General features: G+C 67.9%; 16 protein-coding genes. 6 read left to right on the plus strand and 10 right to left on the minus strand.

The features are described from left to right. Positions 1-460: 460 nt before the first annotated feature. The 3 genes from ABUA37_RS01090 to ABUA37_RS01100 all read left to right on the plus strand — a co-directional run bounded on the left by ABUA37_RS01090 (position 461) and on the right by ABUA37_RS01100 (position 4130). The gene (locus tag ABUA37_RS01090; protein ID WP_349897259.1) at positions 461-1216 is read left to right on the plus strand and encodes a hypothetical protein; all 756 of its coding nucleotides are present in this window, start codon (positions 461-463) and stop codon (positions 1214-1216) included. 84 nt (positions 1217-1300) lie between these two features. Then, complete coding sequence (locus ABUA37_RS01095) at positions 1301-2431, plus strand: hypothetical protein (RefSeq protein WP_349897260.1); 1131 nt, start codon at positions 1301-1303, stop codon at positions 2429-2431. Between the two features lie 193 nt (positions 2432-2624). After that, positions 2625-4130, plus strand: coding sequence for an MDR family MFS transporter (locus ABUA37_RS01100; protein ID WP_349897261.1), 1506 nt, complete (start codon positions 2625-2627; stop codon positions 4128-4130). Between the two features lie 39 nt (positions 4131-4169). Here the strand turns inward: ABUA37_RS01100 and ABUA37_RS01105 are convergent, their stop codons facing one another. The 10 genes from ABUA37_RS01105 to ABUA37_RS01150 all read right to left on the minus strand — a co-directional run bounded on the left by ABUA37_RS01105 (position 4170) and on the right by ABUA37_RS01150 (position 12153). Further along, complete coding sequence (locus ABUA37_RS01105) at positions 4170-4514, minus strand: hypothetical protein (RefSeq protein WP_349897262.1); 345 nt, start codon at positions 4512-4514, stop codon at positions 4170-4172. Positions 4515-4603: 89 nt separating this feature from the next. Continuing rightward, complete coding sequence (locus ABUA37_RS01110) at positions 4604-5365, minus strand: YidC/Oxa1 family membrane protein insertase (RefSeq protein WP_349897263.1); 762 nt, start codon at positions 5363-5365, stop codon at positions 4604-4606. Positions 5366-5460: 95 nt separating this feature from the next. Continuing rightward, on the minus strand, positions 5461-5784 hold the full coding sequence (locus ABUA37_RS01115; RefSeq protein ID WP_349897265.1) for a hypothetical protein: 324 nt from the start codon (positions 5782-5784) through the stop codon (positions 5461-5463). A 128-nt stretch (positions 5785-5912) separates the two neighbouring features. Beyond that, a complete protein-coding gene (locus ABUA37_RS01120) occupies positions 5913-6677 on the minus strand; it encodes an ABC transporter permease (RefSeq protein ID WP_349897266.1) in 765 nt (254 codons plus the stop codon). After that, the gene (locus tag ABUA37_RS01125) at positions 6674-7603 is read right to left on the minus strand and encodes an ABC transporter ATP-binding protein (protein WP_349897267.1); all 930 of its coding nucleotides are present in this window, start codon (positions 7601-7603) and stop codon (positions 6674-6676) included. Before ABUA37_RS01125 ends, ABUA37_RS01120 begins: the two co-directional genes overlap by 4 nt. Continuing rightward, positions 7600-7917: a PLD nuclease N-terminal domain-containing protein gene (locus ABUA37_RS01130; protein ID WP_349897268.1), complete on the minus strand. Its 318-nt coding sequence runs from the start codon at positions 7915-7917 to the stop codon at positions 7600-7602. Before ABUA37_RS01130 ends, ABUA37_RS01125 begins: the two co-directional genes overlap by 4 nt. A gap of 39 nt (positions 7918-7956) precedes the next feature. Then, positions 7957-9168: an MFS transporter gene (locus tag ABUA37_RS01135; protein ID WP_349897269.1), complete on the minus strand. Its 1212-nt coding sequence runs from the start codon at positions 9166-9168 to the stop codon at positions 7957-7959. A 37-nt stretch (positions 9169-9205) separates the two neighbouring features. Then, positions 9206-10150, minus strand: coding sequence for an NADP-dependent oxidoreductase (locus ABUA37_RS01140; protein ID WP_349897270.1), 945 nt, complete (start codon positions 10148-10150; stop codon positions 9206-9208). A 3-nt stretch (positions 10151-10153) separates the two neighbouring features. Further along, positions 10154-11062, minus strand: a complete 909-nt coding sequence (locus ABUA37_RS01145; protein ID WP_349897271.1) for an alpha/beta fold hydrolase — start codon at positions 11060-11062, stop codon at positions 10154-10156. A 68-nt stretch (positions 11063-11130) separates the two neighbouring features. Next, positions 11131-12153, minus strand: coding sequence for an LLM class flavin-dependent oxidoreductase (locus ABUA37_RS01150; RefSeq protein WP_349897272.1), 1023 nt, complete (start codon positions 12151-12153; stop codon positions 11131-11133). A 124-nt stretch (positions 12154-12277) separates the two neighbouring features. Between ABUA37_RS01150 and ABUA37_RS01155 the strand changes: the two genes are divergently transcribed. The 3 genes from ABUA37_RS01155 (at position 12278) to ABUA37_RS01165 (ending at position 15267) form a co-directional block, all read left to right on the plus strand. Then, on the plus strand, positions 12278-12784 hold the full coding sequence (locus tag ABUA37_RS01155) for a metallophosphoesterase family protein (protein ID WP_349897273.1): 507 nt from the start codon (positions 12278-12280) through the stop codon (positions 12782-12784). A gap of 74 nt (positions 12785-12858) precedes the next feature. After that, positions 12859-13821 carry an NYN domain-containing protein gene (locus ABUA37_RS01160; protein ID WP_349897274.1) on the plus strand — a complete coding sequence of 321 codons (963 nt, stop codon included), beginning with the start codon at positions 12859-12861 and terminating at the stop codon, positions 13819-13821. Positions 13822-13872: 51 nt separating this feature from the next. Continuing rightward, the gene (locus ABUA37_RS01165; protein WP_349897275.1) at positions 13873-15267 is read left to right on the plus strand and encodes an MFS transporter; all 1395 of its coding nucleotides are present in this window, start codon (positions 13873-13875) and stop codon (positions 15265-15267) included. Position 15268: the final 1 nt, after the last annotated feature.

Genomic DNA, 15268 nt, shown 5'->3' on the forward strand with positions numbered 1-15268 from the left:
CCAACCTTGATACTGGCCGAACCGGCCCCACGATCACGATATTCCGAAGACGCGCCGATGGAGGGTGCGTCAGGCGGACTACTGGCGTAGTGTCAGCCCTATTGAAGCCGTTCGTGCTTCCGAGGGAGGGATGCCCTATGGCAGACAAATCGCCCAAGAAGAGCAGCGCCAAGACCGTGGCGGCCAAGTCTCTGAAGGAAAAGCGCGCCGATAAGAAGGCGAAGGCTGGATCCAAGAGCACTAGCGCCTGAGCTGTGTAGAGCAGTGCCGACAGGCACTACTGCGAGCACCGCGGCCAACAGTCGCACCTTCGGGAGCCGGACCCTCAGGGTCCGGCTCCTTTCGCTTGCCCCCGAGAAGTGCCCCTCGAAGTGCCCGCTCGAAGTGTCCCCCATTCAGGGGTAGACAAGTGTGCGCTGCCTGCTAATCTGAAGAGATCACCGAGGGGGGGGTGGTCGCTATGGAGGAAGCATCGGAAGGTTCGGTGTTCAGAACGATCGGCCTGCTCCTCTTTGGCCTTCTCGCCCTCACGGGATGCGCGATTCTCGCGCTCGTGATGAGCGTTCCCTCAGCCTCCGCGGCCGAGAGTCCCGAGACCGCGGCGCCACCGTCTATCTCCTCGCCAACAGCCCCGCAGTTCGTGCCGTCGCTGCTCGACGGGTCCCTCGACCAGGCGCAACGGGCGCTGTCAGCCACGGTGGATGCGGTTGCCTCACCGGTGCGCCAGACCGCTGCAACGGTACTGCCGCATACAAGCGCCACGGTGGAGCACGCGGTAACCGCGGTCGTCTCGGGCGCAATCGCCACCGTGACTCGGATTGTCGACACGGCGCCGTCGGTGGCACTGCCGACCGCGATCGAATCGCCGCTGCTCGAATACGCGGCGACTGCGCCGGCCGACTCGACATCCGCAACAGACGCCGCATCCGTTCCCGCGACGTCGGCGCGATCGACGGCGACGGTGGATCTGACGAAGGTCGAGCTCGCCGAGCCGGCGACCACTTTGCCGGAGCCACCGTCGCGCCCGGGCAACGACACGCCCGCGACCCCACCCGCAACGACACCTGGGCCCGCGCCGAGCGGCTCGAGCACCGACGCACCGCCCGCCGTCCTCGGCGAGCGCTGGGGCATCGTACTCGCGGTCGGCCGCGCCAGTTTCGAGAGCGACGCCGTTCCCGGCTCGCCGAGCTTCGGATTCGATTCCACTCCTGATTGATGGTTGTGGGCTGCCCCTGCGCGCAGCACGACGATCAGCGCTCCACTCGGAGCACTCACACCATCAATTCAAGGAGTATGAATCATGAAACGCATCATTTCGCGAGGGCTCTGGGGAGTCTTCTTCGTCGCCGGACTCTCGGTCCTCGGCGCAACCGCGGCGAACGCCGCGGAGACCAGCGGTCAGAACGGAACCGCATCGGGCAGTCAGGCGGTCGTCTCGCTCGGTGCGCCGATCGAGATCGGCGGCAACGCCATCTCGGTTCTCGGCGATTCGTCGAGCTCGGGTGCCACCTCGGGCACGACGACATCCGCGGCACCGTCAACGTCACCTGCACCGTCAACGACCTCAGGGGCCAATGCTCTGCTGGGAGGCACGCAGGCCATCGTCACCGGCGTCGTGCCGATCACCGCGCGGGGAAACGCGGTGTCGGTGCTGGGCGACAGCAGCAGCTCGAACTCGGGATCAACGACAACGACGCCCGCGACAAGCGGAGCATCCGGGTCGACGACCTCGGGCGAGAACGGCACCGCGAGTGGCACGCAGCTCGTGCCAGCGGTCACGGCACCGATCGGGGTGAGCGGCAACGCGATCTCCGTGCTCGGCAACAGCGACTCGACCGGGAGCACTACGGGCGCGAGTGAGCCGGCAACGGTGACGGATGCCAGCGGTACGACCGCCGGCAGCACCACCGGCGAGAACGGGCTCGCCAGCGGCACGCAGGTGATGCCGCTGCTGATCGCACCGGTGGGGGTCAGCGGCAACGCGATCTCCCTCCTGGGCGACAGCCGGTCGACCGGCGGAGACTACGGAATGACGGCCCCGGCAACGGGAACCGATGGCACGACCACGGGCGGTGCGGGTACCAGTGACACCACAACGGGTGCGGCTGGTACGGCCAGCGGCACCCAGGTGTCGCCCACGCTCGTAACGCCGATCGCCCTGAGCGACAACGCCATCTCCGCGCTCGGCGACAGCGGTGCCCCCGGGGTCGGTGACGCCGGGATCACTCCGGTGACGCTGCCGACGACAGCGGTCGCTGCAGGGCCGGCAGCCGTCGTCCCGGTCGGCGAAACGATGCTCGCATCGCTTGGCACGACCCGCTTGGCCTACACGGGCACGGACACCGCACCCGCACTCGGCGCGGCCGTCCTGGCACTCCTGACGGGGCTGGCAGCGACCGCGTGTGCACGGATCAGGCAGCGCACCCTGTAATCCCAACAACAGCAGTGACGGGGCGTCGCCGGCCAGTCCGGCCGGCGACGCCCGCAGCGCTGTGCCGCGAAGACCGAGGGTGTGGACCTCGGAGGTTTGGATGTCGGACGCTGGCGGAATAATCAGTCACGATTCTGCGCTTTCTTTGCAGTAGTTTCTCGCGCCCCCTTTCCCCCTTCTCGACAGGACTCACATGACCGAGAACACGTCCGCCACCTCCGCGCCATCCACGCCAGCTACCTCAGCACCCACCGCCACCGGATCGGTCTCCGCCACGGAGGCACGGGAATCGCGCAACCGCCTCGTCATCACGCTCCTTCTCGTCTCGACCTTCGTTGTCATCCTGAATGAGACGCTCATGGGCGTGGCTCTGCCGCACCTCATGCGAGACCTGTCGATCTCGGCGTCCGCGGCCCAGTGGCTCACCACCGCATTCATGCTCACCATGGCCGTGGTCATCCCGATCACCGGGTTCCTGCTGCAGCGCTTTCATACCCGGCCCGTCTTCATCGCCGCCATGACGCTGTTCAGTGCAGGCACGCTCATCGCCGCCGTTGCCCCGGGCTTCGAGGTTCTGCTGGTTGCACGCGTCGTGCAGGCCACCGGCACCGCGATCATGGTGCCACTCCTGTTCACGACCGTGATGACGCTGGTGCCGGAGCACTCTCGCGGACGCACCATGGGCAACATCTCGATCGTGATCTCGGTCGCACCGGCGATCGGACCGACCATTTCCGGCTTCATCCTCAACGTGCTCGACTGGCGCTGGATGTTCATCCTCGTGTTGCCGATCGCGATCACCGCGCTCGTCGTCGGGGCGGTGCGCGTTCCCAATGTCACCGAGCCGCGGGTGACCCCCATCGACGTGCTGTCCGTCATCCTGTCGGCATTCGGCTTCGGCGGCATCGTGTACGGGCTCAGCAACCTCGGCAGCCCCGGAAGCGGAATCACGACCGTGTCTGGATGGCTGCCGCTCGCCGTCGGTGCGGTGGGGCTCGCGCTGTTCATCTACCGGCAGCTTCGGCTGCAACGGCGCGACGAGGCGCTTCTCGACCTGCGCACCTTCCGCGCCTCGAACTTCAGCTACGCCATCGGGATGATCGCGATCAGCATGGTCGCGCTCTTCGGCACGATCATCCTGCTGCCGATCTATACCCAGAACGTGCTCGGGCTGGATGTGCTCGCCACCGGACTCCTGCTGCTGCCCGGCGGCCTCCTGATGGGCATTCTCGCCCCGTTCGTGGGACGGCTCTATGACCGCTTCGGGCCTTCCCCGCTCGTCGTGCCCGGTGCCATCATCGTCAGTGCCGTGCTCTGGTCACTCACCCTCCTGGGCGAACGCACGTCCTTCTGGTGGGTGCTCGTGGCGCACGTCGCGCTGAGCCTCGGCCTCGCGCTGCTCTTCACACCGCTGTTCACCGCCGGTCTCGCCGCGCTCAAGCCGGAGCTCTACTCGCACGGCAGCGCCATCCTCGGAACGATCCAGCAGGTGGCGGGTGCCGCGGGCACCGCCCTCTTCGTCACCGTGATGACCGCACAGGCTACCGGACTGCTCGCCGAGAACGCGTCCCAGTCGGCCGCGACCGCGGGCGGAATCCACTCGGCTTTCATCTACGGCGCGATCATCTCGCTGTTCGCCATCCCTGTAGCGTTCTTCATCCGCAAACCCGCGGCGACCGAGGCCGTCGTCGCGCGCTGACCCCGTTGGGTGTGTGCCCGAGCGCTCGGTACTGCTTGCTCAGTACTGGTTGCTCAACATCGTCGGCTCGTGCTCGATCGCCGGTGCGTGACGTGCCCTCTTGCCGAAGACGTATCCGGTCCAGCCCGCGATGAGAGCGATCCCCAGCGTGATCGAGATCTGACCGCTGAAACTCGCGTAGCGAGCGGGCGAGAGCGCCGCGCCGTGCAGCATGGATTCCGATGCCGGAAGCCCCGGATAGAAGGCCATTCCCGACAGCGGCGCGTACGAGGCCCAGCCGAATGCGAGCGTCGAGCCACTGACGAGAATAGCGAGACCAGCCAGGAAGAAGATGCTCCCGACGATCAGAATGGCCCAGCGTCGCGCGAATGGAGCAAAGGTCATGTCCACACGCTACAGCATGCCGTGAACCGTTCGGTACACGCGTCGACGCTCCACGCGAACGCGCTGCGCGCGGCGATGGGCACGCGCTCCTACGCCTCCACGGCCGGTTCCCGCCAGTACCTGCGGCGCAGCACCGCGCGTTCGAGGAGCGTCCACGCCGTCGTCGTGACAAGGTAGAGCGCCGCGGCCAGCGGCACGAACGCGGCGAACACCACGGTCATGAAGGGCAACCAGCTCAGGATGCCGGCGAGTCCCGCGAGCGGCGCCGCGGCATCCGTCGGCTGTACGGGACGAGCGAGCCGCTGTGCGGTTCGGCGCGAGAACCAGGCCGTCGTCGCCATGATCGCGAAGAGTGCCGCGTAGAGCAGCACGCCGGAGCCGCCGACGCTCCCCGAGACGAGGTGCGCGAACGAGGTTCCGAGGGGCACGCCGAAGAGGTGCTCACCGAGCAGCGCGTTGTCGTGTCCGTCGACGGTGCCGCGAAGAAAGAGCGCGTACACGAGCGACAGCACCGGCGCCTGGGCGAGCGTCGGCAGCATCCCGGCAAACGGGGAGGTCTTCTCGGCCCGATAGAGCGCGAGGGTCTTCTCCTGCAGCAGCTGCGGGTTCTTCTTGTACTTGCGCTGGAGTGCCTGCAGCCTGGGCGCGAGCCTGCGGCGAACCCACTCTGCCTTCACCTGCGAGGCGCCGACGGGGATGAGTGCCGCGCGCACGATCATGGTGAGCGCGACGATCGCCACCGCGGCACTCGCGGTGCCTGCGATGGGGTTGAACAGTGTGGCCAGGCCTTGAACGAGCGCGTAGGCGGCGTCGAAGACAGCGGCGACGGGAGGAAGGGCGAAGAGGTCCACGAATTGAGTCCTTGCGGTGAGAGCGGATGGGTGGCCGTGTGGCCACGCGGTCTCCGCTCCCCCGCTTCCCGGACTGAATCAGAGGGAAGGCTGAATCAGAGGGAAGGCTGGGGCGAGTTGAACTGTCGCGCGGCCGGGATCGACCGCGAGGGTGCTCTCGTACGCGGGCGCCCAGCAGTCGCCGGATGCGATGGTGCGGGCATGCCGCTGAGCGCTTCCCGGTGGGCGTGGGCGCGCCTGCCGACCACGAGCTCGCGCGAGCCGGCCACGAGAGCGGCGTAGCGCACGGCGACGATACCGGCGATCGCGACGGCGGCAATGCTTGCGATGAGAACGCCGGTCTGCCCACCCTGCGCGACGGCGAGCGCGACGAAGAGCATGGTCGAGACCATGAGCATCCGCCTGTGCAGTGCACGCATGGCTTCGACGCTACAACACCGGATGGGTGAGCCCCATACACCGGCCAGAGTATTCGCTCACGGCGGAGTCAGCGCGCCGCCGGGTACAGGGGACTTTCGGCTGCCCTGAGGTGCTCCGGAGGCGCCGGTTACAGTTCCTTGCGCCGGAACAGCACGGCCGCGAGCGCGACGAGCACGATCCAGAGCGCGAGCGACGTGGTGACCGGCCACAGTGACGACGGTGTTGTGGTGTGCGCCGCGAGGGATGCCGCCTGGCCGGGCAGCCCCGCCGGAGAGTACTCGCTGAGCGGCTTCCAGATCGACGCGATCGAGAGCAGCACGTAGGCGCCGATCCCCGCACCGGCCGCTCCCGCGGCCGACGGGATGAGCACCGAGAACAGCGTCATCAGCGCGACGAACAGCACGCCGTAGACGAGCCAGACTCCCGCCGCCGACCACAGTGGCCCACCCGGCGCCGTGCCGAAGACGATCGCCGTGACCGCCCAGGTGAGCAGCGTTCCGACCACCACGAGGACCGCGACGAACACCGAGTGCACGACGGCCTTCACGACGACGAAGGCGCTGCGCGAGACGGGCTTCGTGAGCACAAGGATGGCCGTGCCGCTCTTCGTCTCTGAGGAGACGATGCCGCCGTAGATGATGATGAGCGCGAACAGGGTGATCTGCGAGAGATTCTTGACCCAGCCGGAGTATGCGTCGAGGTAGCTGGGGGTCGGGATCTCCATGTGACCGAGCTGGCTGCCCGCGAGAGCCCCGATGATCTCGGGAGTGAAGCGGGCGAGCACCGGCCCGCTCAGCGCGAAGAACACGATGATCGCGGGCAGCACCCAGATGCGCCAGGTGCGCAGGATCTCGCTCAGCTCCTTGCGGGCGAAGATGCCGTAGCCGTTCACGACGCACCGCCTCCGACGAGTTCGACGAAGACCTCTTCGAGGCCCACCTCGCCGGCGTCCATTCTGGACAGGCCGGCGCCGAGTGCGCTGACCATCGTGGGGAGTTCGCGTTGGGCGGCAGCGACATCCGTCACGGTCACCTCGATCGAGCCGTGCGAACCCCGAGTGACGGATGCCGCCCAGTCTCGCAGCGCGATGGCTGCGGCAAGGTCGTCAGCGCGCTCGGTGACCTCGATCAGCACCTTCTGCTTGCCGTAGCGCTGCTTCAACTCGTCGATGCCCGCCTGCGCCACGACGCGGCCGTGGTCGAGAATGGCGACCGAGTCGCAGACGCGCTCGACGTCGCCGAGGATGTGCGTGGAGAAGAACACCGTCGTGCGCCCGCGCAGAGAGACGATCATGTCGAGCACGTCCTTGCGACCCATCGGATCGAGCGCGCTCGTCGGCTCATCGAGCAGGAGCAGCCGCGGGGCGTTGATCAGCGCCTGGGCCACACCGAGTCGCTGCTTCATGCCACGGGAGTAGCCGCCGATCCTGGAGCCGACGTCGCTGAGGCCGGCGAGATCGAGCAGCATGGCGGTGCGTTCGGTCAGGAGGGAACCGGAGATGCCGAAGAGACCGCCGGTGAAGCGCAGGAAGTCCTCCGCCGTCATCCACTCATAGAAGGCGGGCACATCGGGCAGAAACCCGATCTGCGCGCGCACGACGTTGCCGGCGGCGGCGACGTTCTGACCGAGCACCTCGATGGAGCCCGCGGTGGGTCTCGCGAGCCCGGTCATGAGGCGCAGCATCGTGGTCTTGCCGGCGCCGTTCGGTCCGAGGAAGCCGAAGATCGAACCCTCCTCCACCGAGAGGTCGATCGCGTCGAGCGCGCGCTTCTGGCCGTAGGACTTGGTCAGGCCGGTCGCCCTGATCGCTGGGGTCACGGGTGATTCTCGTCGTCGCGACGCCCATAGAGGCGGTCCGCGATGCCCTCGGGGTTGCTCGCTGCGCTCTGAGCCGGGCCTTCGACCGGCGCGGCGGCCTTCCGCCCGATCGCGAAGTACAGGATGGGGCCGATCACGTTCAACAGGATGATGATCGCGACCCACACCCACTTATTACCGAGCGCGACCTGTTCCACCGGCCGCCGCACCAGGCTGACGAGCGCGATCACGGCGAGGGTCACCTCCGCGAGCAGCAGCACCCCGAGCCCGATGAGAACCGCCGGTGGCAGGGTGGAAAGATCGAAGTTCGTCACGCGGCCTCCTCGATAGATGCGTGCTTCACTGCGAACTTATCAGGATGTGCTGCCCTGGACGGCGGTGGCGTTGCCTCGACGCTCGCGCGGCATCCGCAGGGCGTAGAGGGATGCCGCGAGCATCAGCACGACACCGGAACCGAAGGCCGCCGGGAACGAGATCGAGTCGACCAGGGCACCTGCAACGAGAGGACCGACGACCGCACCGAGGTCGGAGAAGGCCGAGAAGATGGCGACGGGCTGGCCGCTGCGACCGCCGGCATCGCCCACAGCGGCGGCAGGCGCCGTGCCCATGAAGGCCGCCGCGATGCCGTAGACGCAGAGGAGGACGATGAGGGTCCAGATGTCGCCGACGAAAGGCATCGCGAGCAGCATCGCGGCGCCGAGCGCATGGGCACCGACGATGGCGGGCCTGCGGCCGATCTTGTCGACGAAGGTGCCAGCGGGCCCGAGCGCGAGGGTTTGTGCGACGGCGGCGATGGCGAAGGCGATGCCGGTCCACAGTTCGGGCTTGTGCAGCATCTCCACCACGAGCACCGGGATGAGCGCGCTGCGCACGCCGAGAGATGCCCAGCCGGAGGCGAAGTTGGCCAAGCACGCGGCTCGGAATCGACGGTCGAGGATCACGACGCGGAATGGAATTGCCGGGGCAACATCCGTACTGCCGTCGTTCTTGTGCTTCGACACCGGCCGCAGGAAGGCGAGCCCGACGACGCCGGCGATGACGAGGGTGGCGGCGTAGAAGAAGAACGGGGCGCGCAGCGAGATGATGGCGAGCACTCCCCCGATCGCCGGCCCCGCCATGCCGCCGATGAGGAAGCCGCCCTGGTAGAACCCGACGGCGCGACCGCGCATCGATGGCGCGGTGGTGCCGAGCAGCAGCGTCATCGCCGAGATCGAGAACATCGCCGAGCCGATGCCTCCGGCGCCCCGCAGCACCAGCACCTCGACGTAGGTCTGTGCGAGGCCCACCATCGCGCTCGAGACGGCGACGATACCGATGCCGATCGCGAGGATGGTGCGCTCACCGATCCAATCGATGAGCTTTCCCACGAAGGGGCTCACGGCGAGGCGCATGAGTGCGAACGCCGAGACGACCGCGCCGACCTCGGTATATCCCACGTGGAAACTGCGCACGAACACGGGCAGCACGGGGATCACGACGCCGAATCCGACCATGACGAAGAAGGCGATGATGCCGAGCACGATGACCTCGCGGGACAGGCGAGGCTTCAGCGTGGGAATCGACACCACATCAGGCTACGGGGTGGCAGCGACTTCGGCCGTCTCAGGGGATGAGCGCGAGCTTTCCGCCCGGATGTCCGTCCTGAAGGAGGCGCAGCGCCTCGAGCGCGTCGGACAGCGGGAAGGTGCGCGCCACGGGCACGACGAGTCGCCCCTCGGCGGCCAGCTCGATGAGCCGGCCCCGCACCGAATCGCGGTAGGCCGTGCTCTCCGGCCCGCTGACGAGCTTGAGCCCGGATCCGCTGGCGCGCTGCTGCGCCGCGGTCGTCACGATGCGTGCGCGGTCCTTCACGAGCGCGAGCGAGACATCCACGGCCTCGTCGGTGCCGACGGTGTCGAGCGCGACGTCCACCCCTTCGGGCGCGAGAGCGCGCACTCGTTGCTCAAGTCCGTCGCCGTAGCTCACCGGTTCGGCGCCGAAGCGCTCGAGCAGCCCGAAGTTCTTCTCGCTCGCGGTACCGATCACGCGAGCGCCGAGCATCTTCGCCTGCTGGATGGCGCTGACCCCGACGGCCCCGGACGCGCCATGAACGAGCACCATCTCCCCCGCCCGCACGTCGGTGACCCGCAGGGCGTCTGCCGCGGTCGTGCCCGCCAGCAGCAGGTTCGCGGCCTCGGGCCATCCGAGGCTCGCCGGCTTGGGGAACACGTCCTTCGCGGGGACGTTGACACTGGACGCGTAGCCGCCCCGAATGCGGAAGGCGAGCACTTCATCGCTGACCGCAACGGTGCCGCTCTCGTTGCCGGGACCCACCGCCGTGACTCGGCCGGCCACCTCGTAGCCGATGGGCACAGGCAGGTTCGCGGGGTCACCGGTTCGGATGTGCTTGTAGTCGGCGGGATTCATGCCGGCCGCGCGCACCTCGATGGTGACCTCGCCGTGACTGGGCGCCCTGAGTTCCGCTGTCTCGAAGGCGAGCACGTCGAGTCCACCGAACGCGCGGGCGACCCACCTCTGCACCGTGTCGGTCGTTCGTGCCTCAGACACCCTTCAGGCCCCGAGGAAGAACTCGGTCAGTATCGGCGCGAGAACATCCGCTGCCGCTCCGTGGGCCTGCTCCTCCACGGTATAACGCCGAGCATCCGGAACGGCGGCGACGACAGCGTCCGAAGCGCGACCCGCCCAGACGGCGCTCGCACCACCATCGAGCACGAGCACGGGAATCGAGATACGACCGAGTCGCTCCACCGACACCCGGCGATCGCCCGTCACGGCGAGGTCATACGCGGTCGTCGGGGCGATGGCGACCATACCCGGCCAGTAGGCAGCCTGGCGTGTCCAGGCGATGACGCTGTCGTCCGCGCCGGTGAGTCGCATGAACGCCTCAACCGCGGCGTCATGGTCGCCCGCGTCGAGCGCGGCCAGCACAGCCTGCCCCTCCGGCTCACCCTGCTCTGGGTCAGCGGGGTCGTAGGTGAATGGTGGCTCGTAGACGGCCAGTCGCTCTATCGGCAGGCCGCGTGCCGCAGCCTCGAGCGAGAGGATGCCGCCGGAGGAGTGTCCGTAGACGTAGACCGGCCTGCGATCGGCACCCGCGACGGCAACGAGGGCGGCGATGTCTTCTATCTCGCGTTCCACGCTGTACGGCTGCGTATCGGTGCTGTCGCCGCGACCGCGCCGATCCACCTCGTACACGGTGAAGCGGTCGGCGAGCACGTCCCTCAGGCCGTAGCCGCCCTGTCTGACGCTGAACGCCCCACCGATCAGGATGAGCGCGGGTCCGCTCCCCGCGCGCTCGTAGGCGATGAGCGTGCCGTCGGCGGACCGCACTGTGTCGAACGGCCCGGCCGGGATGAGTTTCGACTCGGACACCACCGCCTCGAACTCCTGCGGATCGATCAGCGCATCAACCTGCGCGAGATCGGATTGCACGCCATCTGAGTGCGTAGCGTCGGACATGTGGCCCCCTGTGTGCTGCGGATTCTGCTCCGAAACACGCTACCCGAGTCGACGGCGTGCCGCGATGACTACGCGAGTCCCATCGCGCTCGCGGTCAGTTCGACCGAGCGCAACCTGTCGGCGATGAGCGGTGACTGGTGGGCGATGATGAGTTCATCCGCTCGCGCGGAGGCCGCGAAGTTCTGCAGGAAGTCGCGCACCTCATCCGCTGTGCCGACCGCGGAGTACCGCATCATGTTCGCGATCTGACGACCCTGCGGCGTGGTGAGAAAGGCGTCGATCTCGTCGTCGCTGTAGTTCGGCGTGGCTTGGCTCGCGCCGCCGAGCTCCACGGCCACGGGGCCGCGCGAGATCATGCCGCGCACCCGCGCCCTGCGCGTCGTCTCGAACTGGCGCACCGCATCCGCCCCGTCGTCTGCGGCGATCACGTTGACCCCGGCGATCACGTACGGCTCGGCGAGCTGTTCGGACGGCTGGAAGTCCCGCCGGTAGGTCTCGACGGCCTCGAACAGGGCGTCGGGCGCGAAGTGCGAGGCAAAGGCATAGGGCAGCCCGAGGGCGGCCGCGAGGGTTGCGCCGAAGAGAGACGAGCCGAGGATGTACAGCGGCACGTTCGTGCCCGCACCGGGAACCGCGCGCACTCCCGGGATCACGGACTGCCCGCGCAGGTAGCCCTGCAGCTCGAGCACGTCCTGCGGGAACTCGTCTGCAGAGGCGGGATTGCGACGCATCGCGCGCATGGTGTTCTGGTCGCTGCCCGGCGCCCGGCCGAGACCCAGGTCGATGCGGCCGGGGAACATGCTCTCGAGCGTGCCGAACTGTTCTGCAATGGTCAGCGGCGCGTGGTTCGGCAGCATGACGCCCCCCGCACCCAGGCGGATGGTCGAGGTGTGCGCGGCCACATGACCGATCAGAACACTCGTGGCCGAGGATGCGATCGTCGGCATGTTGTGGTGCTCGGCATACCAGACGCGCGTGTAGCCATGCTCTTCCGCGGCTCTCGCGAGAGCGATGCTCGACTCAAAGCTGTCCTTCGCGGTCTGCCCCTCGGCAATAGGGGCGAGGTCGAGGATGGAGAGTGCGATGGTCATCTACAGGCTTTCGTGTTGGCGCTCGGCCGGCATGCACCGGCTCCTGTCAAGTCAACAGCACGCGCCTGATTATCGTTCCCAGCCCACGGTTGCGCGGTGCCCGTGCGGAAGCGAGCATAAGAGAATGCCGACCCGACTGCTCATGCTGGCGGACACGCACGTGCCCAAACGTGCGCGGCGCCTGCCCGACGAGGTGTGGCGCGAGGTCGAGAAAGCGGATGTTGTCGTGCACGCGGGCGACTGGGTCGAGGCCTCGCTGCTCGACGAGCTCGACGCACGCGACGCTCGCGTCCTCGGAGTGTGGGGCAACAACGACGACGCGGAACTGCGGGCGAGATTGCCGGAGGTCGCCCGCGAGACGATCGACGGCATCCGCTGTGCCGTTGTCCACGAAACGGGCGCGGCGGCCGGTCGCGAGGCCCGCTGCGAACTCGCCTATCCAGACGCCGACGTGCTCGTCTTCGGCCACAGCCACATCCCCTGGGACACGGTCACCCCGCGCGGGCTGCGCCTGCTGAACCCGGGCTCCCCCACCGACCGCCGCAGGCAGCCGACGTGCACGTACCTCACCGCCGTCGCCGATGCAGGCGAACTCCGCGACGTGCGCCTGAGGGCGATCGAACGGCGCTGAAGGCGCGTGGCACGTTTGCACCGGCTCAGCCCACCGGTAAGACTGTGAGTAACGACCAACGAGACGAGTTCCGGATGCCAGAAGAATCAGAAGGACGCGTCGCGGTCTACATCGACTTCGACAACATCGTCATCTCCCGCTACGACCAGAAGCACAAGCGCGGTCGCGGCAGGCAGGACAGCCTGCGCGAGATAACCCAGGAGTCGCTGCGCGCCGACCCGGCGCTGGCGGCTCGACTGGCCGAAGCGCGGGTCGATCTCGGGGCGGTGCTCGACTTCGCCTCCTCGTTCGGCTCGATCACGGTCAGTCGTGCCTACGCAGACTGGTCGATCGAGGTCAACGCCGCCTACCGCGATCAGCTCATGGACCGCGCGGTGGAACTCGTGCAGCTCTTCCCGGCGGTCCGGCCAGCGAAGAACGGCGCGGACATCCGCCTCGCCGTCGACGTCGTCGAAGACCTGTTCCGCCTGCCTGACATCACCCACGTCGTGATCGTCGCGGGCGACTCCGACTACATCGCGCTCGCCCAGCGTTGCAAGCGGCTCGGGCGCTATGTGGTCGGCATCGGCGTCGCCGGTTCCACAAGCAAATTCCTCGCCTCCGCCTGCGACGAGTTCGCCGACTACGACGCGCTGCCAGGCGTCACGGACGACGAGGATGACGAGGCCGAGGCCGCGCAGGAAGCGCCCGCGGTCGAGGCAAGCTATGAGCCCGCCAAGGCGGGACGCAGGGCGACTCGTGCGGCCGGTCCATCCGAGTCAGCGCAGGGTGGCCCGAAGCCGGCGGCTGTGAAGGCCGCGACCGACCTGCTGCGCCGAGCGCTGCGACTGGCCCAATCGAAGGAAGACGTCGACTGGATCACGAGCTCGGTGGTGAAGAACCAGATGCTGCGCATGGACCCCTCGTTCCAGGAGTCGGCCCTCGGCTACAAGACCTTCACCGACTTCGTGAAGTCGAGGCAGAACGTGGTCGAGTTGAAGGAGGACGGCCAGCTACGCAAGCTGCGCCTTCGACCGACGACGTCGGAGAAGCAGTAGCCGCACCCTGCCAGCTTTGCTCCGTCGGCGGCACGCCGTAGTCTCGCAGGCATGCCTTCGGAAGCGCCAGCCACACAGCCGCTACCCGGTGTGTTCAGTCGCGGGTACCTGTGGGTCACCGTCGGCTCCTGCGCTCTCGTCTTTCTCTCCGCCTTCGAGTCGCTCGCCGTGACGACCGTGATGCCGATCGTCAGCGCCGACCTCCACGGCTCGAGCCTCTACGCGCTCGCCTTCGCCGGGCCGCTCGCGACCGGTGTCATCGGCATGGTCGTGGTGGGCAACTGGTGCGATCGCATCGGACCGGTCACTCCGCTCTACACCTCCACCGTGCTGTTCACGGTGGGGCTCATCGTCGCGGGCGTGGCAAGTACGATGCCGATGCTCGTGGGCGGTCGTCTTCTGCAGGGTCTCGGCAGCGGCGGCACGACGGTCGCGCTCTACGTCGTGGTGGCGCGCGTGTATCCGGCCAGGTTGCATCCGTCGATCTTTGCCGGGTTCGCCGCGGCCTGGGTCATCCCGTCGCTCGTCGGCCCGGTTGCCGCGGGCTTCGTTGCGGAGACCTGGAGCTGGCACTGGGTGTTTCTCGGAGTCGTCGGGCTCGTTCTCCTCGCCACAGGGATGATCGTGCCCGCTCTGCGTGGGCTCGAGCGGGGCCGCGGAGACGCACCCTTGGCGCCGTGGGCCGCGGACCGCATCGTGTGGTCCGTCATCGCCGCTGGATCCGTGCTTGCGCTCGACCTGCTCGCGGACATCCCGACGATCGGCGGTGTTCTGGCGGTGGCGGCCGCCGTGCTCGCGGTCGTGGCGGTGCGCCCGCTGCTGCCGCGCGCGACCCTGCGTGCGAAACGCGGACTGCCGAGCGTCATCCTGCTGCGCGGGCTCGCTGCGGCCACCTACTTCGGCGCGGAGGTGTACCTGCCGTACCTGCTCATTGCGGACTATCAGTTCTCGGCGAAGCTCGCTGGCCTCGCGCTCACCCTCGGTGCCGTCGCCTGGGCAGGAGCCTCGTGGCTCCAGGGCCGAATGAGCGAGACCATGCGCCACGCAACGTGCACGGTCATCGGATGCGCACTCGTCATTGTCGCGATCCTCATCGCCTTCGTCACGGCGCTGTTCAGACTCGACCCCATGATTGCGATCGTGGGCTGGGCGATTGCGGGCGGTGGCATGGGGCTCATGTATCCGCGCATGAGCACGCTCACGCTTGCCTTCTCCTCGCCAGGAAACCAGGGGTTCAACAGCTCGGCGCTGACGATCGCCGATTCCCTCGGAGGAGCGCTCGCGCTCGCCTTCACGGGTCTCGTGTTCGCGAACAACTCCTTCGCCGGGGTGTTCGCCTTCACCGCCGTAATCGGCGTGCTCGCGCTCGTGATCGCACCGCGCGTCTCTCCCCGTCGCGGTGTCCGCGCAGGGGTTCCCATGAGCAACAGCGTCGCGCTCGACTGAC

The sequence above is a fragment of the Parafrigoribacterium soli genome (assembly GCF_040227235.1).
Lineage (GTDB): Bacteria > Actinomycetota > Actinomycetes > Actinomycetales > Microbacteriaceae > Parafrigoribacterium_A > Parafrigoribacterium_A soli.

Bases quoted from the DNA above. Each gene is read 5' to 3' on its own strand.
- ABUA37_RS01090 (WP_349897259.1), top strand. From the start codon at position 461: ATGGAGGAAGCATCGGAAGGTTCGGTGTTCAGAACGATCGGCCTGCTC.
- ABUA37_RS01095 (WP_349897260.1), top strand. From the start codon at position 1,301: ATGAAACGCATCATTTCGCGAGGGCTCTGGGGAGTCTTCTTCGTCGCC.
- ABUA37_RS01100 (WP_349897261.1), top strand. From the start codon at position 2,625: ATGACCGAGAACACGTCCGCCACCTCCGCGCCATCCACGCCAGCTACC.
- ABUA37_RS01105 (WP_349897262.1), bottom strand. From the start codon at position 4,514: ATGACCTTTGCTCCATTCGCGCGACGCTGGGCCATTCTGATCGTCGGG.
- ABUA37_RS01115 (WP_349897265.1), bottom strand. From the start codon at position 5,784: ATGCGTGCACTGCACAGGCGGATGCTCATGGTCTCGACCATGCTCTTC.
- ABUA37_RS01145 (WP_349897271.1), bottom strand. From the start codon at position 11,062: ATGTCCGACGCTACGCACTCAGATGGCGTGCAATCCGATCTCGCGCAG.
- ABUA37_RS01150 (WP_349897272.1), bottom strand. From the start codon at position 12,153: ATGACCATCGCACTCTCCATCCTCGACCTCGCCCCTATTGCCGAGGGG.
- ABUA37_RS01155 (WP_349897273.1), top strand. From the start codon at position 12,278: ATGCCGACCCGACTGCTCATGCTGGCGGACACGCACGTGCCCAAACGT.
- ABUA37_RS01160 (WP_349897274.1), top strand. From the start codon at position 12,859: ATGCCAGAAGAATCAGAAGGACGCGTCGCGGTCTACATCGACTTCGAC.
- ABUA37_RS01165 (WP_349897275.1), top strand. From the start codon at position 13,873: ATGCCTTCGGAAGCGCCAGCCACACAGCCGCTACCCGGTGTGTTCAGT.